At 70.0% G+C, this 19,773-nt stretch carries 18 protein-coding genes; 4 read left to right on the top strand and 14 right to left on the bottom strand.

The window, feature by feature from the left end:
* Positions 1-759: a GntR family transcriptional regulator gene (locus ACIPJ2_RS12280; RefSeq protein WP_402729055.1), complete on the top strand. Its 759-nt coding sequence runs from the start codon at positions 1-3 to the stop codon at positions 757-759.
* A 3-nt stretch (positions 760-762) separates the two neighbouring features.
* Here ACIPJ2_RS12280 and ACIPJ2_RS12275 read toward each other — a convergent pair whose 3' ends face one another.
* From ACIPJ2_RS12275 to iolC, 11 genes are all read right to left on the bottom strand, one after another.
* Positions 763-1,170 (bottom strand): tautomerase family protein, encoded by a 408-nt coding sequence (locus tag ACIPJ2_RS12275; protein WP_402729054.1) that lies wholly within the window; start codon positions 1,168-1,170, stop codon positions 763-765.
* A gap of 121 nt (positions 1,171-1,291) precedes the next feature.
* Positions 1,292-2,485 (bottom strand): Gfo/Idh/MocA family protein, encoded by a 1,194-nt coding sequence (locus tag ACIPJ2_RS12270; RefSeq protein ID WP_402729053.1) that lies wholly within the window; start codon positions 2,483-2,485, stop codon positions 1,292-1,294.
* Positions 2,486-2,557: 72 nt separating this feature from the next.
* Positions 2,558-3,670 (bottom strand): transaldolase family protein, encoded by a 1,113-nt coding sequence (locus ACIPJ2_RS12265; RefSeq protein WP_402729052.1) that lies wholly within the window; start codon positions 3,668-3,670, stop codon positions 2,558-2,560.
* A complete protein-coding gene (locus tag ACIPJ2_RS12260) occupies positions 3,667-4,536 on the bottom strand; it encodes a sugar phosphate isomerase/epimerase family protein (RefSeq protein WP_402729051.1) in 870 nt (289 codons plus the stop codon). The genes ACIPJ2_RS12265 and ACIPJ2_RS12260 overlap by 4 nt, the downstream gene beginning before the upstream one ends.
* A complete protein-coding gene (locus ACIPJ2_RS12255) occupies positions 4,536-5,588 on the bottom strand; it encodes a Gfo/Idh/MocA family protein (protein ID WP_402729050.1) in 1,053 nt (350 codons plus the stop codon). Before ACIPJ2_RS12255 ends, ACIPJ2_RS12260 begins: the two co-directional genes overlap by 1 nt.
* 45 nt (positions 5,589-5,633) lie before the next feature.
* Positions 5,634-6,587: a sugar phosphate isomerase/epimerase family protein gene (locus ACIPJ2_RS12250; protein ID WP_402729049.1), complete on the bottom strand. Its 954-nt coding sequence runs from the start codon at positions 6,585-6,587 to the stop codon at positions 5,634-5,636.
* A gap of 39 nt (positions 6,588-6,626) precedes the next feature.
* Positions 6,627-8,507: a 3D-(3,5/4)-trihydroxycyclohexane-1,2-dione acylhydrolase (decyclizing) gene (gene iolD, locus ACIPJ2_RS12245; protein WP_402729347.1), complete on the bottom strand. Its 1,881-nt coding sequence runs from the start codon at positions 8,505-8,507 to the stop codon at positions 6,627-6,629.
* A 20-nt stretch (positions 8,508-8,527) separates the two neighbouring features.
* A complete protein-coding gene (iolB, locus tag ACIPJ2_RS12240) occupies positions 8,528-9,433 on the bottom strand; it encodes a 5-deoxy-glucuronate isomerase (protein WP_402729048.1) in 906 nt (301 codons plus the stop codon).
* 8 nt (positions 9,434-9,441) lie between these two features.
* Positions 9,442-10,953 (bottom strand): CoA-acylating methylmalonate-semialdehyde dehydrogenase, encoded by a 1,512-nt coding sequence (locus ACIPJ2_RS12235; RefSeq protein WP_402729047.1) that lies wholly within the window; start codon positions 10,951-10,953, stop codon positions 9,442-9,444.
* The gene (locus ACIPJ2_RS12230; protein WP_402729046.1) at positions 10,950-11,939 is read right to left on the bottom strand and encodes a class I fructose-bisphosphate aldolase; all 990 of its coding nucleotides are present in this window, start codon (positions 11,937-11,939) and stop codon (positions 10,950-10,952) included. The genes ACIPJ2_RS12235 and ACIPJ2_RS12230 overlap by 4 nt, the downstream gene beginning before the upstream one ends.
* Positions 11,932-12,924, bottom strand: coding sequence for a 5-dehydro-2-deoxygluconokinase (gene iolC, locus ACIPJ2_RS12225; RefSeq protein WP_281267146.1), 993 nt, complete (start codon positions 12,922-12,924; stop codon positions 11,932-11,934). Before iolC ends, ACIPJ2_RS12230 begins: the two co-directional genes overlap by 8 nt.
* A gap of 166 nt (positions 12,925-13,090) precedes the next feature.
* On the opposite strand from iolC, the gene rmuC reads away from it, so the two are divergent.
* Positions 13,091-14,341, top strand: coding sequence for a DNA recombination protein RmuC (gene rmuC / locus ACIPJ2_RS12220; RefSeq protein ID WP_402729045.1), 1,251 nt, complete (start codon positions 13,091-13,093; stop codon positions 14,339-14,341).
* Positions 14,342-14,525: 184 nt separating this feature from the next.
* On the opposite strand, the gene glpX is transcribed toward rmuC, so the two are convergent.
* Positions 14,526-15,515: a class II fructose-bisphosphatase gene (glpX, locus tag ACIPJ2_RS12215; RefSeq protein ID WP_281267144.1), complete on the bottom strand. Its 990-nt coding sequence runs from the start codon at positions 15,513-15,515 to the stop codon at positions 14,526-14,528.
* A 147-nt stretch (positions 15,516-15,662) separates the two neighbouring features.
* Between glpX and fbaA the strand changes: the two genes are divergently transcribed.
* Both fbaA and ACIPJ2_RS12205 read left to right on the top strand, forming a co-directional pair.
* Positions 15,663-16,691: a class II fructose-bisphosphate aldolase gene (gene fbaA, locus ACIPJ2_RS12210; protein WP_402729044.1), complete on the top strand. Its 1,029-nt coding sequence runs from the start codon at positions 15,663-15,665 to the stop codon at positions 16,689-16,691.
* A 58-nt stretch (positions 16,692-16,749) separates the two neighbouring features.
* Positions 16,750-18,012 carry a M18 family aminopeptidase gene (locus ACIPJ2_RS12205; protein WP_402729043.1) on the top strand — a complete coding sequence of 421 codons (1,263 nt, stop codon included), beginning with the start codon at positions 16,750-16,752 and terminating at the stop codon, positions 18,010-18,012.
* A gap of 21 nt (positions 18,013-18,033) precedes the next feature.
* Here the strand turns inward: ACIPJ2_RS12205 and ACIPJ2_RS12200 are convergent, their stop codons facing one another.
* Positions 18,034-18,726 (bottom strand): DUF6264 family protein, encoded by a 693-nt coding sequence (locus tag ACIPJ2_RS12200; RefSeq protein ID WP_402729042.1) that lies wholly within the window; start codon positions 18,724-18,726, stop codon positions 18,034-18,036.
* Positions 18,723-19,742, bottom strand: coding sequence for a 4-hydroxy-3-methylbut-2-enyl diphosphate reductase (locus tag ACIPJ2_RS12195; protein ID WP_402729346.1), 1,020 nt, complete (start codon positions 19,740-19,742; stop codon positions 18,723-18,725). Before ACIPJ2_RS12195 ends, ACIPJ2_RS12200 begins: the two co-directional genes overlap by 4 nt.
* Between the last annotated feature and the right edge of the window lie 31 nt (positions 19,743-19,773).

The following is a 19,773-nucleotide window of genomic DNA, read 5'->3' as shown; positions in this document are numbered from 1 at the left end:
ATGACCAACGAAGGCCAGCTGCCGTCCGACCTGTTCATGGACCTGGACCGGTCGGGTCCGATGCCCCTCTACTTCCAGGTGGCATCCCGCATCGAGGAGTCGATCCGCTCCGGTGCGATGCCACCGGGTGCCCGGCTCGAGAACGAGATCGCGCTGGGTGAACGGCTCGGGTTGTCGCGTCCGACGATCCGCCGGGCGATCCAGGACCTCGTCGACAAGGGCCTCCTGGTCCGCCGTCGTGGCATCGGGACGCAGGTCGTGCACGGCCCGGTCACACGCAAGGTCGAGCTGACGAGTCTGTACGACGACCTCGCGCAGGGTTCACAGGCCCCTGCGACGAAGCTCCTCGAGCGGAACGACGTCCCCGCGTCGGACGTCGTCGCCGAGGCCCTCGGTGTCGCGCCTGGGACGACCGTTGCCCACATCCGCCGGGTCCGGTTCGCCGAGGACGTGCCGATGGCCATCCTCGAGAACTACCTGCCGCCGGAGTTCCTCGAGATCACCAACATCGACCTCCAGGAGCACGGCCTGTACCAGCTGCTCCGCGGCCGAGGCGTGACGATGCGTGTGGCGAAGCAGCGCATCGGCGCCCGCGCGGTCACCGACGAAGAGGCGAACCTCCTCGAGATCGAGGACGGCGACCCCGTCCTCACGATGAGCCGGACCGCGTACGACGCCTCGGGCCGCGCGGTCGAGTACGGCGTGCACTGCTACCGCCCCGACCGCTACTCGTTCGAGGTCACGCTCGTCGACAAGTAGGCCTCACGCCGCCGACGGGACGCCGAGCTCCCCGGTGACGTACTGCGCGCGACCGAACCCGAACGACCAGTCCTGCGGGCCGTTCTCGACGTAGCCGATGAAGACGTCCTCTGATGCGACACCGACGCCGGTGAGCGCGTCGTGGATCGCCGCGTAGAGCGTCGTCTTCGCCTCGTCCGTGCGGCCGCGCTGCGTGAAGACCTGGATCATCACGACACCGCCGGTGCGCTCGAAGCCGAGCCCTGCGTCCTCGGCGATGATCTGGCCGGCCGGGTGTTCCGTGACGATCTGGAAGCGGTCGCGCGGCGGGATCCCGTACACCTCGACGATGGCCGTGTGGATCGCGTCGGCGATGGCGCGGACGGCCTCCGGGCTGCGCCCGGTGGCGAGGTCGATACGGACGAGCGGCATGGCGCCTCCTGCAGTTCGGGACTTTGTCCTAACAAACTAACATGGCTTGCTCCCGAGCACCAGACGGACGGGGGGCTCGGTGCCAGCTGGCACCGAGCCTCCCGTCCGTCTCCGGTTGGGTCTAGATCACGGGGGTCGCCGCTGCGTAGGTGAGCGGTCCGTCGACGCGCGCCACGTCGTGCCAGGCTCCGTCGGCGAGCGAGGCCTCCGCCGCTTCCACGATCGACGCGGCCGCCAGGCCGTCGGCGACCGACGGCGCGAGCTGCTCCCCGCGACGGACGCTCGCGACGAACTGGGCGGCCTCGATGGTCTTCAGGTCGTCGTAGCCCATGGCCGTGCCCGCGCCGGGCTGGAAGCGCGCGAACTCGCCGTCCCCGCCGGCGACGTAGTGCGTCGCGTACCCGTCGACCTCTTGCCCGTCGAGGGACACCTCGAGCTCGTTGAGGCGCTGGAAGTCCCAGCGGACGGATCCCTTCGTGCCGTAGACCTCGATCGTGTACTCGGCGTGCGGGCCGTGCATGACCCGGCTCGAGTCCATCGTGCCGACCGCGCCGTCCTCGAAGCGGAACAGCAGCGCGGCGTAGTCCTCGTTCTCGACCGGCTTCCGTTCGCCGGTCGCAGCTGCGGACCGGTCGACGATCCCGGCACCGGGCAGCGGCCGTTCGGTGATGAACGTCTCCGCCAACGCCGTCACGCTCGCGATGCGCCCGACCACGTACTGCGCGAGATCGAGGCCGTGCGACAACAGGTCACCGAGGACCCCGGAACCGGCGCGCTTCCGCTCGAACCGCCAGGTCAGCGGCGCTGCCGGATCGGAGGAGTAGTCCGCGAGGAGTGACCCGCGGACGTTCGTGATCCGGCCGAGGCGTCCGCTCCGAACCAGCTCGCGGGCACGTTCGATCGCCGGGGCGTGCCGGTAGTTGAAGCCGACGCTCGTGATCACGCCGGCCCGCTGGACGGCCTCGTGGATCTCGCGGGAGTCGCTGGCGTAGCGACCCATCGGCTTCTCGATCCAGAACGGCTTGCCCGCGGCGGCAGCGGCGACGGCCATCTCACGGTGCAGGAAGTTCGGGGAGCAGATCGACACGACGTCGACCTCAGGATCGGCGAGCACCTCGTGGTAGTCGGCGACGGCACGCTCGTACCCGAGTCGTTCGATCGCCTGGTCACGGGCGGCCGGGACCGGGTCCGCGACGACCACGAGGCGCGGCGCGATGCCGAGTTCCGGGAAGTGGTCGGGCAGGGCACGGTAGGCACGGGAGTGCAGCCGCCCCATCCACCCGACCGAGATGAGGCCGACGCCGATCGTGTCCATTGAGTTCCTCTGTTCGTGGTGGTGCGTGGTGTTTCGTAGCCATGGCGTTGCGTGGCCGTGGCGACGAGTGAGCTACTCGGCGGGGACGATGATGTCGCGGACCAGGGCGTCCAGCTGTGCGTCCGCGTCGAGGAACTGCCGCAGGGTCTTCACCGTGGCGCCGAACCGGTCGAACTCGTCCATCGTCATGCCGTCCACGTCGTAGGCGCGGGCGAACTCCGGCGTGGCGGCACGCAGCGCGTCGATGACGTGCGAGGGGACCTCGTCGTCGATGGCATCCGGCCGGAACGGGAACGCGTTGGCGTTGATGTCCTTCGACCACTGGAACGGTGGCGAGACGACGAGATCGCCGCCCTGGAACTCGGACCACTGCAGCGCGTTGCGGAACGCCGCGACGAGCACACGGGACCGGAAGCCGCGCTCCTGGAACACCCGGTAGGCGTTCTTCACGGCGGCGACGCCCGCCCACTCGAGGATGCCGGGGTCGACCATCACGTGGTCGCGCTGCACCACGGCCTTCAGCCAGTCGTCGAGTCGCCCGGCCATGAGGGTGACGACGTGGCCGAACTCCTGGTCCGGCAGCCCGTCGGCGGCACGACGGTCGAGTGCACGCTCGATCGCCTCTCCGACGGCGACGACCTGCGGCACCGTGAAGGACACCGTCGCGTTGATCGACACTCCGCGGTAGGCGGCCTCTTCGATCGCGGCGATGCCGACCTTCGTCGCGGGGATCTTCACGATGATGTTCGGTGCGAGCGCCGAGAACCGGACGGCCTGCTCGACGAGGGCGTCCCGGTCCCGGTGGAGACGCGGGTCTGTCTGCATGCTCAGTCGCCCGTTGCGGCCGCCCGATGCCTCGAACGCCGGGAGGAGCTGTGCAGCGGCGGCGACGGAGAGCTCCTCGACGGCCTTCCAGCCGATCCAGGACTCCCCCGCGGTCGGGTGCTCCGCGGCGATCTCGCGGATGCGCGGGACCCAGGTGTCCGGGTCCTGCTTGATGCACGTGTAGGCGATCACGGGGTTGCAGGTCGCCCCGACGGCGCCGTACTCGTGGATCGCGGTCGAGAGCTCGCGCGGATCGGCGGAGTCGTTCCAGAGTGCGGTGATCGTCTGCTCCGCCGCCTGGAGGGTGACGGGGCGGGTGTCGACGTCGGAGGAGGCCGGGGTCGCCAGGGTGTCGGTCATCGGTGCAGTCCCTTCGTGATCGTGTCGAGCTGGAAGCGTGAGACCTCGTCGGCGTTCTCGTCCTCGGCGAAGACGCTCGACACCGCGACGGTGTCCGGCCTCGCCGAGAAGCCCACGCGGTCGAGCGCGGCCCAGAACGCGTCGAAGTCGACGTCGCCCTGCCCGACCGGCAGGTGCTGGTGGACGCGGACGGCGTTGCCGGGCGGGTTGGTGATGTAGCGGAGGCCGTGCGACCGGTGGTGGTCGTAGGCGTCCGCGACGTGGATGAGCTGGAGCGAGTCACCCGCGGCGTCGATGATCGCGTCCATGTCCCCGCCGTAGTGGAAGGTGTGGCACGCCACGTAGACGAAACCGATGTTCTTCGAGTTGAGCCCACGGATCACCCGCAGGGCTTCGAGGCCGTCCTCGACGAAGTCGTCCGGGTGCGGGTCGATGAGCACGCGCAGGTCGGCGTCCTCGATGATCGGCAGGAGCTCCTCCATCGCCCAGTAGAACTGCGCCTCCGATTCCTCGGCGCGCTCCGGGCGACCCGAGAACTCCGTGTTGATCGTGTCGACGCCGAGGCGCTTCGTGATCTCGATGACGCGCTTCCACTGCTTGACCGCGGTCTCGCGGGTCTCCCGGTCCGGCCCGGACCACCGGAGCACCGGCAGCACCGACGCGACCTGGACACCGGCGTCCGCGCAGGCTGCAGCGAACGCATCGACGAGGTCGTCGTCCGCCTTCGGGTGTCGGAAGAACGGGATGAAGTCCTTGTGCGGGGTGAGTTGCAGGTACTCGTAGCCGAGATCAGCGACCTTGCGCGGGAACTCCAGCAGCGACAGGTCGTGGTGGAACGGGGTGGGGTCGAGCGCGATCTTCGGCATCAGACGTCTGCGAGTTCGTTCGGAGCGGCGTCGTAGAACGCGGGCTTCGCCGTGGCGTACGTCACGGCCTCGAGGGCACCGGACTGCTGCGCTCGGACGGCCACCTCGGCGACGACGGACGCCGTGTAGCCGTCCCATGCGCTCGGGCCGTCGATCCCGCCCTGCTTGGCTGCGTCGACCCAACGCTGGACCTCTTCGTCGTAGGCGGCACCGAAGCGCTCCACGAACGACGGCGTGACGCCCTGGCCGGAGACACCCTGCGACACGAGGTTCAGCGAGGTCTCACGCCCGATGTACGCGACGCCGGACTCGAACACGGCATCGGTCGTGACCTGGTACCCGAACTGCGCGTTCACGTTGATCTCGACGATCGCCATCGTCCCCGACTCGGTCGTGAACAGCACGAACTGCGGCTCGGGCAGCTCGGCCGGCGCCAGCGAGTTCTTGCGCGGCTTCTTGACCTCGACGCTCGTGATCGCCTCGCCGGTGATGAACGGGATGATGTCGATCTCGTGGATCACCGAGTCGTGGATGAGCATCGACTCGCTGAAGTTCGGCGGGGTGGTCGGGTTGCGGTGCGCGTGGTGCAGGGCGAGCAGTGCGCCGTTCGACCCCGACTCGCGGAGCGCCCGGAGTTCCTGGTAGCCCTTGTCGAAGCGACGCATGAAGCCGACCTGGATCTTCGGGCGGTCCGACTTCGCCTGCTCGAGCTCGACGATCCGCAGCGAGTCCTCAGCACTCGTCGTGAGGGGCTTCTCGCAGAGCACCGCGAGTCCGCGTTCGATCGCCGGTACCAGGACCGGCTCGTGCAGGAAGCCCGGGGTCGCGACGATGACGGCGTCGATGGGGGTGGCGTCGAGGGCGTCCTCGAACGACGCGGCGGTGATCGCGCCGGGGGCCTTCGCGGCCGCGGCGGTGGCCCGCGCGGTGTCGGGATCCACGATCGCGACGACGTCGGCACCGGCGATGGTCGACGTGATGCGGCGGATGTGGTCGCTGCCCATGGCCCCGGCGCCGACGACGGCGACGCGGAGGTTGTCAGTGGTGCTCATTGGATGTCTCCTGGAGGTGGTGGCGCTGCGTGGACGGTGTCGGCGTCAGGACGCGCGGGCGGCGGACGTCGAACCGAAGATGTGCTGGAACGTGCGCTCCGCGATCGGGCCCGGAGCGTCGACCGAGCAGCCGTACATGTCCTGCTCGACGATGCCGAAGACGTCCGGGTTGATCGTGGCCACTGCCTCGATGATCGGCGCGAGCTCGGGGGTGCCGTGCGGCGGCTCGGTCATGATGCCCTGGGAGACGGCGGTCGCGAACGGCACGTCGTTCTTCAGCACGTCGAACAGCAGGTCGGTGTCGACCTGCTTGAGGTGCAGGTAGCCGATGCGCTCGGGGTGCGCCGCGATGAGCTTGAGGTTGTCGCCGCCGTAGTAGGCGAAGTGCCCGGTGTCGAGGCAGAGGTTCGTGTACTGCGGGTCCGTGACCTCGAGGAAGCGCACGGTCTCCTTGTAGGTCCCCACGTGGCTGTCGGCGTGCGTGTGGAACTGCTGGTGGACGCCGAACTCCTCGAGCAGTGCCTTGCCGAGCTGGTCGTGGCCCTTGCCGAGCCGCTCCCACTGCTCGTCCGTGAGCGTCCGGGGCTCCAGGACCTCCTCGGTGGCGTCCGAGCGCCAGAGGTCCGGGATCGTCACGAGGTGTTCCGCGCCGAGCTTCGCCGCGAGTCCGGCCACCGCGACGGCCTGGTCCCACGCCCGCTGGAACTGGTCGTCGCCCTTGTGGAACCCGGTGAAGACGGTCCCCGCGGACAGCTTCAGCCCGCGCGACTCGAGCTCGTCCGACAGCTGCGCTGGGTCGGTCGGCAGGTACCCGTACGGGCCGAGCTCGATCCACTCGTACCCGGCGGCCGCCGCTTCGTCCAGGAAGCGCTGCCACGGGACCTGCTTCGGGTCGTCCGGGAACCAGACGCCCCACGAGTCGGGAGCGGTGCCGATGCGGATCGACGCGGTGGTGGCGTCCGTGGACGGGGCGCCGGTCGGGGTGGCGGTGTCGGTCATGACGTCGTCGTCTTCTTTCTGCACGAGGTGGTGGTGGGATCAGCCGAGGAGCGGGCGCTGTGCCGCGACCTGCTGCTCGTAGTCGGCGCGTGCGGCCTGGGTGGTGGACAGGGTCGAGGTCTGCGCGACCGGGACGTCCCACCAGCCGTCGCCGTCCGGGGCGTAGACGAGCGGGTCCGAGTTGATGTGCACGAGGGTGGTGTGGTCGTTCGCCTTGGCCTGGCGCACCGCGGCCTTGAGGTCCTCGATCGCGTTCGGGCCCGGCTCGACCTCGATGACGTCGACACCGTAGGAACGGGCGTTCGCCGCGAGGTCGACGGGCAGGGGCTCGCCGTCCTCGAACGACTGGGTGTCGTCCAGGTAGCGGTACTTGGTGCCGTACCGCTCGGAACCGACGGTCTCGGAGAGGTGCCCGATCGACGCGTACCCGTGGTTCTGGATGAGCACGACGATGATCTTGATGCCCTCTGCCACCGCGGTGACGAGCTCGGTGTGCAGCATCAGGTACGAGCCATCGCCGACCATGACGATCGCGTCGCGGTCGGGAGCACCCCGACGGACGCCGAGGCCACCGGCGATCTCGTAGCCCATGCACGAGAAGGCGTACTCGACGTGGTAGCCGAGTTCGTCCCGGACGCGCCAGAGCTTGTGCAGGTCGCCCGGCAGCGAACCGGCCGCCTGGATCACGACGTCGCGGGGGTCCGACACGGACTGGACCGCACCGATGATCTCGGGCTGGCCGGGCAGCGCGTTGCCCGACGGCGCGAACGCGGCGTCGACCAGCGCGTCCCACGCGCGCTTCTGCTCGGCGATCTCGGACGCGTACCGGTCCGACACCGAGAACGACGCGAGCGACTCCGTCAGGGCGACCAGGGCCTCCCGGGCGTCCGCGATCAACGGCAGCTGGGTGCCGTGCTTGTAGGCGTCGAACGCGGCGACGTTGACGTTCACGAACGTGACGTCCGGGTTCTGGAACGCCGTCCGCGACGCGGTCGTGAAGTCGCTGTAGCGGGTCCCGACGCCGATGACGAGGTCGGCTCCTGCCGCGATCGCGTTCGCGGCGGCGGTGCCGGTCGCGCCGATGCCGCCGAGGTACTGCGGGTGGTCCCACGCGAGCGCGCCGCCTCCGGCTTGCGACGTGCCGACGGGGATGCCGGTGGCTTCCACGAAGGCCCGCAGCTGTTCGGACGCCGCGGAGTACAGGACGCCTCCGCCTGCGACGATCACCGGGCGCTCCGCGGCCTGGATCGCAGCGACCGCACGGGCGAGGGGCCCGTGCTCGGGCAGTGGACGACGGATGTGCCACTCGCGTGGCTGCAGGAACGCGACCGGGACGTCGAACTCCTCGGCCTGCACGTCCTCCGGCAGCGCGATCGTCACCGCACCGGTCTCGGCCGGGTCGGTGAGCACGCGCATCGCGGCGAGCGCGATCGAGAACAACTGCTCGGGACGCTCGACCCGGTCGAAGAACCGGGAGAGCGGGCGGAACGCGTCCGTGACCTGCAGCGAGGTGTCGTGCGGCATCTCGATCTGCTGGAGCACCGGGTCGGTGGTCCGCGTCGCGAAGGTGTCCGACGGCAGCAGCAGGGCAGGCAGGCGGTTCGTCGTGGCGAGCGCGGCGGCGGTCAGCATGTTCGCCGCCCCGGGGCCGACCGATGCGGTCGCGGCGAAGGTGGCGCGACGGCGGTGCATGCGGGCGAAGCCGACTGCCTCGTGCACCATGGCCTGCTCGTTGCGGGCCTGGTGGTAGGGCAGCAGGCCGGGCTGCTCGACGTGGAGCTGCTTGATGGCCTGACCGACGCCGGCGACGTTGCCGTGCCCGAAGATGCCGAAGATCCCCGGGATGGTGCGTTCGCGGTGGTCGCCGTCGACGGTCCACTGGTTCGCCAGGAACTCGACGAGGGCCTGACCGACGGTCATGCGGCGTGTGGTGCTGGTGGTCACACGTCCTCCTTCTGCGATGCGTAGGGCAGGCGCGGGTCGATGGTCTCGGTCTCCCACACCTGGCGGACCCACCCGTGGGCAGGGTCGTCGGTGATGTTCCACACGCGCTCCGGGTCGGGCCCGGCCATCACGTTGAGGTAGTACATGTCGTAGCCAGGAGCCGCGACAGCCGGTCCGTGCCAGCCGTAGGGCACGAGCGCGATGTCGCCCGTCCGGACTTCACGGAACTCGTCGATCGCGCGGTCGTCCGAGGCGTACGTCCGGTGCAACGCGAACGGATCGGCCGTTGCAGGGGCATCCACGCCACGAGCGACCGCCGACTCGTAGTAGTAGATCTCCTCGAGGTTCGACTCGCCGCCCGGGACGTTCGTGTCGTGCTTGTGCGGCGGGTACGACGACCAGTTGCCGGCCGGCGTGATGACCTCGCACACCAGGAGCTTCACCGCGTCGAGCCCGGCAGGGGTCCCGAAGTTGTGCACCTGCCGCGACGACTGCCCCGCACCGCGGAGCTCCACGGGCACGTCGGCCTTCGCGATGTACCCGACCGGCTTGACGACGTCGGTGGGCGCCTCGGCGACCGCGACCCGTCCCGATCCGGTGATCCGAGCCTCCAGGCCGGACCCCAGGTACAGGACGTCGGTGGGCCCCTCGAAGACCCCGCCACGTCCCTCCAGCCCCTGCTCGCCGGATTCGGCGCCGGACCACGCGACGTGGAAGCTCCCCGAGAGCGGCACGACCATGCGCTCGACGGCAGAAGCCGGGAGGCGCAACTCGGCCCCGTCGGACAACGTGCCGGTCCGCAGGCCGGTGTGTTCCCACCCCGCGATGCGCCCGTCGACGACGTCGGTCCAGCCGGCCTCCGGTCGGCTCCCGCGCGGGTTGAACCAGTTCTGTTCAGCCATCGGTCGCGTCAGTTGTTCGAGGGGAAGCCGAGGTTGATGCCGCCGTGCGACGGGTCCAGCCACCGGCTCGTGATCGCCTTCTGCCGGGTGAAGAAGCTCACGCCGTCGGCGCCGTACGCCTTGTGGTCGCCGAACAGCGAGTTCTTCCAGCCGCCGAACGAGTAGTACGCGACCGGCACGGGGATCGGGACGTTGATGCCGATCATGCCGACCTGCACGTCGCGCTGGAAGCGTCGGGCCGCGCCGCCGTCGTTCGTGAAGATGGCGGTGCCGTTGCCGAACGCACCGGAGTTGATCAGCTCGAGGCCTTCTTCGTAGGTGGCGACGCGCACGACCGACAGCACCGGCCCGAAGATCTCCTCGGTGTAGACGCGGCTCGTCGTCGGGACCTTGTCGATCAGGGTCGGGCCGAGCCAGAACCCGTTCTCGTCGCCGTCGGGTCGGACGGTGCGGCCGTCCACCACGACCACCGCGCCGTCCTGCTCTGCGACCTCGATGTACGAGGCGACCTTGTCGCGGTGCTGCTTCGTGACGAGCGGGCCCATGTCGCAGCCGCGACGCCCGTCACCGATGCGCAGCGTGGCAGCACGGTCCTTGATCTTCTCGATGAGCTCGTCCGCGACGGGCTCGACCGCGACGACGACCGAGATCGCCATGCAGCGCTCGCCGGCGGAGCCGAAGCCCGCGTTGATGGCGTTGTCCGCGACGAGGTCGAGGTCGGCGTCCGGCAGCACGAGCATGTGGTTCTTCGCGCCGCCGAGGGCCTGCACGCGCTTGCCGTGCTTCGTGCCGGTCTCGTAGACGTACTGCGCGATCGGCGTCGAACCGACGAACGAGATCGACTCGACGTCGGGGCTCGTCAGGAGCCCGTCGACGGACAGCTTGTCGCCGTTGAGCACGTTGAAGACGCCGTCCGGCAGGCCTGCCTCCTGGAACTTCTCGGCCAGCCAGATCGCGGCGCTCGGGTCCTTCTCACTCGGCTTGAGCACGACGGTGTTGCCGGCGGCGATGGCGATCGGCAGGAACCACAGCGGCACCATCGCGGGGAAGTTGAACGGGCTGATGATGCCGACGACGCCGAGCGGCTGCCGGATCGAGTAGACGTCGATGCCCGTCGAGACCTGGTCGCTGAACTCGCCCTTCAGCAGCTGCGGGATGCTCGTCGCGAGCTCGACCACTTCCTGCCCGCGGGCGATCTCACCGAGCGCGTCGTCGAGGACCTTGCCGTGCTCGCTCGTGATGATCTCGGCGAGCTCGGCCTTGTCGCGGTTCAGGATCTCGCGGAAGGCGAAGAGGATCTGCTGACGCTTGGCCAGCGAGAGGTTGCCCCACTTCGGGAACGCGGCCTTCGCACTGGCGATCGCCGCCTGGATCTCGTCCTCGTTCGCCAGCGCGACCTGCTTCGTCGCGACGCCGAGCGCCGGGTCGTAGACCGGAGCAGTGTTGCCAGACGTCGAGGCGACGCGCGCCCCGTCGATCCAGTGGCCGATCGTCGTGGTGACGGTGTCCGAGATGGTCATGCGTTGGTTCCTTCCGAGATGGACGAGTCCATGGTGGTGGGGCCCGCGAGCCGCGCGGCTGGGTCGTGAGCATCTGTGGAGAACCCGGCCCGAGCCTCCTGGGTGTGGACGAGACCCGCTGCGACGTCCACGGCCGTCGCGACGTCCCCGTCCGGCGGGTAGAGCAGGGTCCGTCCGACGACGAGCCCGCGGACACCGGGCAGTGCGAGCGCGTCAGCCCACTTGGCGTAGGTCTCGAGCGGACGCGCCGACGGGTCGCCGCCGAGCAGCAGCGTGGGCAGCGTCGTCGCGGCCATCACGCGCTCCATGTCCTCGACCACGGGGATCTTCAGCCAGCTGTAGGCACTGGACTCGCCGAGCCCCGCGGCGATCGCCATCGAGGTGATGACGGCGTCCGCGGTCAGGTCGTTCACGACCTTGTCGTCCCGCCACGTCGACATGAAGGGCTCGAGCATGATCGGCAGGCGGTGCTGGGCGGCCTCGGTGACGGCCCGGGCGGTCGCCTCGAGGGTCGGAGCGGTGCCGGCGTCCGACAGGTTGATGCGGACGAGCAGCTTGGCGAAGTCGAGGCCGGCGTCCGCGATGGACCCGGCCGAGTACGCCGTGTACCTGTCGTCCATCTCGAAGGTCGCACCGCGCAGCCCGCCGCGGTTCATCGAGCCGACGACGACCTTGCCGTCGAGGGCGCCGAGTAGCGCCAGGTCCTCGAGGATGTCCGGCGTGCCGAGCACGCCGTCGACACCGGGGCGGCCGAGGGCCGTGACCAGCCGCTCGAGCAGGTCGTAGCGGTCGGCCATCGCGGATTCGTCGTCGCGCACCGCCAGGGCGCCACGGGCCGGATGGTCCGCGGCGACGATGAAGAGCTTGCCGTCGTCGGCCAGGAGCGGCCGCTTGGTCCGTGCTGCGAGCGTGCTCGCGATCGTCTCCGGTGATCCGGCGCGGACGTCGCGCAGCCGCTGGAAGTCGACACTGCTGATCTCAGGCATTGACCGCTTCTTCCGTCGGGTTCTCCTGCAGGAACGTCTCGATCTCGTCGCTCGTCGGCATCGCGGTGGAGCACTCGAACCGCGTCGCGACGATCGCACCGGCCGCGTTGGCGAACGCGAGGATGCGCTCGAGGCCCCAGCCCTGCAGCAGGCCGTGGGTGAGCGCGCCGCCGAAGCCGTCGCCGGAGCCGAGGCCGTTCACGACGTCGATGTGGTGCGGGCGGAGCTCGACGAACTCGTCGCGGGTCTTCGCGAGCACGCCCTTGGGGCCCTGCTTCACGATGGCGATCTCGACGCCGCGTTCGAGCAGCGCGTCGGCAGCGCGGACCGGATCGGTCTCCCCCACCGCGACCTCGCACTCCTCGCGGTTCCCGACCGCGACGGTGGCGTGCTCGAGTGCGACGGCGACCTCGCGCGTCGCGGACTCCGGGGAGGACCAGAACATCGACCGGTAGTCGAGGTCCAGCACGGTGTGCACCTTGGTGCTGTGCTCCGACGCGGAGCGGGCAGCGAACGCGGTGTGGTGCGCCTGTCGGCTCGGCTCCTCGCTGAGGCCGGTCACGGTCGTCCAGAACACCTTCGCCCGCTCGATCTCGTGGAGCGGCAGCGACTTGGCGGTGATCATCAGGTCGGGGGCCTTCGGTGCCCGGTAGAAGTAGAGCGGGAAGTCGTCCGGCGGGAAGATCTCGCAGAAGGCGACCGGGGTGTTCAGCCCGTCGACGGTGTCCACGAAGGCGTTGGCGACACCGAACTCCGGGAGCGTCCTGGCGATGTACCTGCCGAACGGGTCGTTGCCGGTGCGGGTGATGACCGCGGCGTCGGCGCCGTGCCGTGCAGCGGCGATGGCGACGTTCGTGGCGCTGCCGCCGACCGACTTCGAGAAGGTCTCGACGTCTTCGAGCGGACCCGTCTGCTGCGGGTAGATGTCGACGCTCACGCGACCCATGGTGATCACGTCGTAGGCGTGGGGAGCTTCGTTCGTCATGCGACGTGCGGGACCTTCCGTGCGGCTTCATCGGCGGACGATCACGACTGTACACCCTCCTTGGCTTAATGTCATGACATGGTTGCCAACCGCTTCCAGCGGTCGATCTGGAGGCTCGGATCACCGCCGGAACACCGGTGTCGGTGGGTCCTGGGAAGGTCTGGGCATGGACTTCACCGCCCTGCTCATCGGCCTCCTGGTCGGCGCCGTCGCCGGCGCCGCGATCGCGTGGTCGGTCGCGCGCGCCCGGTCCGGTGCGGCCGATGCCACCGCCACCGCGCTCCGCGCGCGCCTGGACGAAGTGCGCCGTGATGCCGAGGAACGGCTCGATGCACAGGACGCCCAGTACCGGCGGCAGGTCGACTCGCTGGAACGCCGGGCGGCCGAGCTCGAGCACCTCGTGCAGCGCATGCACGGTGCCGAGTCCGCCCGGGCACAGGACGAATCGAAGGTGCTCACGGCGCTCAGCCCCGTCGCCGAGACCCTCGACGTGATGCGCGCCAAGATCGCCGAGCTCGAACGCTCCCGCAGCGAGCAGTACGGTGCGATCTCCACCCAGCTCCGCTCTGCCGCCGAGTCCGAGGAACGCCTGCGCGCCACGGCCGAGACCCTCGCGAGCGCCCTGTCGGCCAACAGCACGCGTGGTGTCTGGGGCGAGACGCAGCTGCGCAACGTGGTCGAAGCGGCGGGGCTCCTCGAACGGGTCGACTTCGACGTGCAGTCCTCCGTGACGACCGCAGCCGGAGCGGCCCGACCCGACATGATCGTGCACCTGCCCGGTGGCAAGAGCATCGCGGTCGACGCGAAGGTGCCGTTCAGCGCCTACCTGCAGGCGATGGAGATCCCGGCGTCGGCCACCGGCGCCGAGGGTGCGCGCCGCACGCAGCTGATGGCGCAGCACGTCAAGGCGCTACGGGCGCACGTGGATGCCCTCGCCGCCCGGGAGTACTGGTCCGGGTACGACGCCTCGCCGGAACTCACGGTGGCGTTCATCCCGTCCGAGTCGCTCATCGCCAGCGCCCTCGCCGCCGACCCGGGACTGCTCGACCACGCCTTCCGCAAGCGGGTCGCACTGGCCTCGCCCGTGACGCTCTGGTCGGTGCTCAAGACGGTGGCGTTCTCCTGGCAGCAGGACGTCGTCACGCAGGAAGCCCGCGAGCTCTTCACGATCTCGCGGGAGCTGCACGGCCGGCTCTCGACGATGGCGGCACACGTCGACAAGCTCGGCCGGTCGATCCGGGGCACGGTCGTCGACTACAACCGCTTCGTCGGGTCGCTCGAACGCCAGGTGCTGCCGAGCGCTCGACGGCTGTCACTCCTCGACGAGTCGAAGGTCATCGCCGAACCCGCCACGCTCGACGACGAGCCCCGGCTGCTCACCGCGCCCGAGCTCGTCGGCTCCCCCGACCGCGACTGAGCGGCGCCCAGCGGTCGGTGCGCGACGAACGGCGAGCCCGCGCCGACGTCGCGCCGACGCCCCTCGGTGTCGCACCCCGGAACGAACATCGCACCCCGTCGGACCAGGGTGCGATGTTCGTGCAGGGGTGCGACCCGGCAGGCCGGACCAGCGACGCAGCGGATCAGCGGCGCGGATCAGCGGATCAGAACCACTTCTCGGCGCGGTGGTCCGCCTGGATGCGGCGGATCGTGTTCGAGCGGGACCGCAGCACGAGCGAGTCCGTGTGGATGACGCCGCGCGAGCGACGGACACCGTCGACCAGCACGCCGTCCGTGACACCCGTCGCGACGAAGAACGTGTTGTCGCCCGTGACGAGGTCGTCCTGGTCGAGGACCTTGTCGAGGTCGTGCCCGGCGGCGATCGCCTTCTCACGCTCCTCGTCGTCCTTGGGCTGGAGCTTGCCGAGGATCACACCACCGAGCGCCTTGATCGCGCACGCCGTGATGATGCCCTCGGGGGTCCCGCCGACGCCGACGCACATGTCGATCGGCGAACCGGGCAGGGCCGCCGCGATCCCACCGGCGACGTCACCGTCGAGCAGCAGTCGCGTACCGGCACCGGTCGCCCGGATCGCGCGGATGAGCTCGTCGTGGCGGGGACGGTCGAGCACGGCGATCTGCATGTCCTCGAGGTCCTTGTGCTTCGCCTTCGCGAGCGCGCGGATGTTCTCGCCGATCGGCTTCTCGAGGTCCAGGACCCCACGGCCGTCGGGCCCGGCGGCGATCTTGTCCATGTAGAACACGGCGGACGGGTCGTACATCGAGCCACGGTCCGAGACGGCCATCACGGAGATGGCGTTCTGGCGACCGGCAGCCGTCAGGGAGGTGCCGTCGATCGGGTCGACCGCGATGTCGCACGCGGGGCCGTGCCCGTTCCCGACGTGCTCACCGTTGTAGAGCATCGGGGCGTTGTCCTTCTCGCCCTCGCCGATGACGACCACGCCGTCGAAGTTGACCGTGCCGAGGAACTTCCGCATCGCGTCGACGGCAGCACCGTCCGCGAGGTTCTTCTCACCACGACCGACCCACGGCTGCGCACGGATCGCCGCGGCCTCGGTCGCACGCACGAGTTCCAGCGCGAGGTTGCGGTCGGGCTGCAGGAAGAGGGATCCGGTTTCAGTCGTGGGAGTCACAGCTCCAGCCTACCGAGCGGCTGTGGCGACGCCGCCGCCGTGGACGGATGTGCAGGACGACGCGACGCGACCGCGTAACCCGCACCGCGCCTCCAGTCCGGCTGACTACGATCGGACCGGCCACCACCGAAGTCGAAGGAGATCCCAGTGCCCATCGCAACGCCGGAACAGTACGCCGAGATGATCGACCGAGCGAAGGCGGGCAAGTTCGCGTACCCCGCCGTGAACGTCTCCTCGTCCCAGACCATCAACGCGGTCCTCCAGGGCCTGACCGAGGCAGGGTCGGACGGCATCCTCCAGGTGACCACGGGTGGTGCGGACTACTTCGCCGGCCACACCGTGAAGAACCGCGCCGCCGGTGCGCTCGCGATGGCGAAGTTCGCGCACGAGGTCGCCAAGAACTACCCGATCACGGTCGCGCTCCACACCGACCACTGCCCGAAGGACGCCCTCGACGGCTTCGTCCTGCCGCTCATCGCAGCGAGCGAGGAAGAGGTGCGCCACGGCCGCAACCCGATCTTCCAGTCGCACATGTGGGACGGCTCGGCCGTGCCGCTCGACGAGAACATCGAGATCGCCCGCACGATGATCGAGAAGACCCGCAACATCAACGCCATCCTCGAGGTCGAGATCGGCGTCGTCGGCGGCGAAGAGGACGGCGTCCAGCACGAGGGCACCAACGACGCGCTCTACACGACCCCGAACGACGTCGAGCGGGTCGTCGACGCACTCGGCCTCGGTGACAAGGGTCGCTGGATCGCCGCCCTGACCTTCGGCAACGTGCACGGCGTCTACAAGCCCGGCAACGTGAAGCTCCGTCCGGAACTCCTCGGCGAGATCCAGGCCGCCGTCGCCGCCAAGCACGGCACCGGCGAGAACCCCCTCGACCTCGTGTTCCACGGCGGCTCCGGCTCGACCGACGACGAGATCCACGAGGCCGTCCGCAACGGCGTCATCAAGATGAACATCGACACGGACACGCAGTACGCGTTCACGCGCTCGATCGCCGGCTCGATGTTCACCAACTACGAGGGCGTCCTGAAGATCGACGGCGAGGTCGGCAACAAGAAGCAGTACGACCCGCGCGCATGGGGCAAGGTCGCCGAGACGGCGATGGCCGCCCGCGTCGGCGAGGCCGCGAAGGTCCTCGGCTCGGCGGGCAACAGCAAGAGCTGACATCGGCCTGGAGGCTCGGGGCGCGTCCGTCGGACGCGTCCCGTGCCACCATGGTCGGGTGACCGTCGACGCCATCGCCTCCGAGTTCGCCCAGTTCGTCACCGGATCGCCGACGGCGTTCCACGCCGCCGCCGAGACCCGGGACCGCCTGGTGGCGGCCGGGTTCACGGAGCTCTCGGAGCTCGATGCGTGGCCGACCGAGCCCGGTGCCCACGTGGTCGTCCGCGACGGCGCGGTGATCGCCTGGCGGACGCCGTCCGGTGCGAACGCGACGACGCCCTTCCGGATCCTCGGCGCACACACCGACTCCCCCGGCTTCCGGATCAAGCCGAACCCGACCGTGCGCGTCGGGGGCTGGGAGCAGCTCAACGTCGAGGTCTACGGCGGCCCGATCCTCTCGACCTGGTTCGACCGCGACCTCCGCATAGCCGGTCGCGTCGTGCACGCGGACGGATCGATCACGCTCCTGGACACCGGCGCGGTCGCACGGATCCCGAACCTCGCGATCCACCTCGACCGCGGCGTGAACACCGGCAACGAGATCGACCGGCAGCGCCACACCCTGCCGGTCGTCGGCACGGACGGCACCGAGTCCGGCGGCGTCGACGCCCTCGAGTGGCTCCGCGGCCGGGTCGGCGAAACGGCGGTCTCGTGGGACCTGTTCCTCGCCGACACCCAGGCGCCCGCCCGGGTCGGGATCGACGGGTCGTTCCTGGCCTCCGGGCGGATGGACAACCTGACGAGCGTGCACGCCGGGCTCCGCGGCATCGTGGATGCCCCCGACGACACGGACCACATCGCGGTGTTCGCGGCGTTCGACCACGAAGAGGTCGGGTCGGCGACGCCGTCCGGTGCCGGTGGGCCGTTCCTCGAGGACGTCCTCGGCCGCGTGCAGGAGGGCCTCGGCGCCACCCGTTCCGAAGCAGCACGGGCATTCCGCGCCTCGTGGCTGCTGTCGAGCGACGCCGGACACCTGGTGCACCCGAACCACTCCGAGAAGCACGACCCGACGAACCGTCCGCGTCCGGGTGGTGGCCCGCTCCTGAAGATCAGCGCGAACCAGCGCTACATGACGGAGGCGAAGGGCGAGGCCGTCTTCGCTGCCGCGTGCGCATCGGCCGGGGTGCCGTTCCAGCCGTTCGTGAACAACAACACGATCCCCGGCGGCTCGACGATCGGACCGATCGCGGCGACCCGGCTCGGCATCCCCACCGTCGACATCGGTGTCGGGCTGCTCTCGATGCACTCGGTCCGTGAACTCGTGCACGTCGACGACCTGTCGGCACTGCACGGCGCCGTCGCAGCGTTCCTGGCCGGCTGAGCCGGGGCGCCCGGAGCGGACTCAGCCGCCGGCGTTCTGCATCATCCAGGCCACGAAGTGCCCGTCGTTGGCGAGCACCGTCGCGAAGGCACCCAGGGTGACCAGGGACGCGACGGCACCACCGAGGAGCGGCACCCACACCGTGCGCTTCCGGCGGCGCAGGCGCACGATCGACCACCAGGCGACGAGGACGAACAGCACGACCGTGACGATCGCGCTCACGAGTGCCGCTGTGGTCAGTGCGCCGGGGTCCTCCAACGCGGTGTAGCGGAGTTCCAGTTCCCGCCGGACACCGGAGGCGACGGTGCCGACGGACAGCGACTGGACGACGGACACGAGCCCGAACGCCAGCAGCATGACGGTGAGCAGGAAGTCGCCTGGTGACTTCCCGAACCGCGACGTCGGCACGGCTGCGCTCGACGGCGTGCGCGACGACGTGCGCGACGGCTGCGCTCCGGGGCCGGGGCCGGCCGCAGCCGACTCGCGCGCGGCGACGGCGGCCTCGTGCGCCTGGCGCTCGCGCTCGGCACGTTCCTGTTCGACGAACACCGGGTTGACCCAGCCTTCCGGGGCGTACTCGCCGTACTGCGGTGCCGGACGGCCGTGGACGCGACCGTCCGCGGTACCGGCGGCCGACGTCGGCGGATCGAGCCGGGCCTCCTGTCCGTCGCCGTGCCCGCGCGACGGGACGGACGACCAGTCCCCCGTGCTCATCGGGTACGACCGCCGAGGGCGCGCGTCGGCTTGCCCGACGCGTCCGTGCGGAGTTCCTTCGGGAGGGAGAACATCAGGTCCTCGTGCGCGGTGACGACCTCCTCGACGGAGCCGAAGCCGGCGTCGGCGAGCTGCTCGAGGACCTCGTGGACGAGCTCTTCGGGGACGGACGCTCCGCTTGTGACGCCGACCGTGCGGACGCCGTCGAGCCACTCCTGTCGGATCTCCTCGGCGTAGTCGACCCGGTGCGCTGCACGGGCGCCGTGCTCGAGCGCGACCTCGACCAGGCGGACGCTGTTCGAGGAGTTCGCCGAACCGACCACGATCACCAGGTCCGCCTGTGGGGCGACCTTCTTGATCGCGACCTGCCGGTTCTGGGTGGCGTAGCAGATGTCGTCGGAGGGCGGGTCCTGGATCGTCGGGTACTTCTCGCGCAGCCGGCGGACGGTCTCCATCGTCTCGTCGACGCTCAACGTGGTCTGCGAGAGCCACACCAGGTTGTCCGGGTCGTCCACGGTGAGGGCGGCGACGTCCTCCGGCCCGTTGACCAGGATCGTGCGCTCCGGGGCGTGCCCCATCGTGCCCTCGACCTCTTCGTGGCCGGCGTGCCCGATCAGGATGATGGTGCGCTCGGCCTTGGCGAACCGGGTGGCTTCGCGGTGGACCTTCGTGACGAGCGGGCACGTGGCGTCGATGGCGTGCAGGTCCCGGTCCGCGGCACCGGCCACGACCGCCGGGGACACCCCGTGCGCGCTGAAGACGACATGCGATCCACGGGGGACCTCGTCGACGTCGTCCACGAAGACGGCGCCGCGCTGCTCGAGCGTCGACACGACGTGGACGTTGTGGACGATCTGCTTGCGCACGTAGACGGGTTCGCCGTACTGCTCGAGCGCCTTCTCGACCGCGACGACTGCGCGGTCCACGCCGGCGCAGTACCCGCGCGGGGCGGCGAGCAGGACCTTCTTGGTGCCGGTCACCGGGTCGTTCCGCAGCCGTCCGCGCGGCGCGGGCATGCGCGGCGGGGCGAGTGGGACCGAGTGGCCG

It is taken from the genome of Curtobacterium sp. NPDC090217, from assembly GCF_044746705.1.
Taxonomy (GTDB): Bacteria; Actinomycetota; Actinomycetes; order Actinomycetales; family Microbacteriaceae; genus Curtobacterium.
This window is presented reverse-complemented; position numbering and strand designations above follow the sequence as displayed.

Coding starts and splice junctions, on each gene's coding strand:
- ACIPJ2_RS12195 (WP_402729346.1), bottom strand. CDS start 19,742: ATGCCCGCGCCGCGCGGACGGCTGCGGAACGACCCGGTGACCGGCACC.
- ACIPJ2_RS12275 (WP_402729054.1), bottom strand. CDS start 1,170: ATGCCGCTCGTCCGTATCGACCTCGCCACCGGGCGCAGCCCGGAGGCC.
- ACIPJ2_RS12200 (WP_402729042.1), bottom strand. CDS start 18,726: ATGAGCACGGGGGACTGGTCGTCCGTCCCGTCGCGCGGGCACGGCGAC.
- iolC (WP_281267146.1), bottom strand. CDS start 12,924: ATGACGAACGAAGCTCCCCACGCCTACGACGTGATCACCATGGGTCGC.
- rmuC (WP_402729045.1), top strand. CDS start 13,091: ATGGACTTCACCGCCCTGCTCATCGGCCTCCTGGTCGGCGCCGTCGCC.
- ACIPJ2_RS12255 (WP_402729050.1), bottom strand. CDS start 5,588: ATGAGCACCACTGACAACCTCCGCGTCGCCGTCGTCGGCGCCGGGGCC.
- ACIPJ2_RS12280 (WP_402729055.1), top strand. CDS start 1: ATGACCAACGAAGGCCAGCTGCCGTCCGACCTGTTCATGGACCTGGAC.
- ACIPJ2_RS12265 (WP_402729052.1), bottom strand. CDS start 3,670: ATGACCGACACCCTGGCGACCCCGGCCTCCTCCGACGTCGACACCCGC.
- ACIPJ2_RS12235 (WP_402729047.1), bottom strand. CDS start 10,953: ATGACCATCTCGGACACCGTCACCACGACGATCGGCCACTGGATCGAC.
- iolB (WP_402729048.1), bottom strand. CDS start 9,433: ATGGCTGAACAGAACTGGTTCAACCCGCGCGGGAGCCGACCGGAGGCC.
- ACIPJ2_RS12260 (WP_402729051.1), bottom strand. CDS start 4,536: ATGCCGAAGATCGCGCTCGACCCCACCCCGTTCCACCACGACCTGTCG.
- ACIPJ2_RS12230 (WP_402729046.1), bottom strand. CDS start 11,939: ATGCCTGAGATCAGCAGTGTCGACTTCCAGCGGCTGCGCGACGTCCGC.
- iolD (WP_402729347.1), bottom strand. CDS start 8,507: ATGACCGTCGGTCAGGCCCTCGTCGAGTTCCTGGCGAACCAGTGGACC.
- ACIPJ2_RS12250 (WP_402729049.1), bottom strand. CDS start 6,587: ATGACCGACACCGCCACCCCGACCGGCGCCCCGTCCACGGACGCCACC.
- ACIPJ2_RS12270 (WP_402729053.1), bottom strand. CDS start 2,485: ATGGACACGATCGGCGTCGGCCTCATCTCGGTCGGGTGGATGGGGCGG.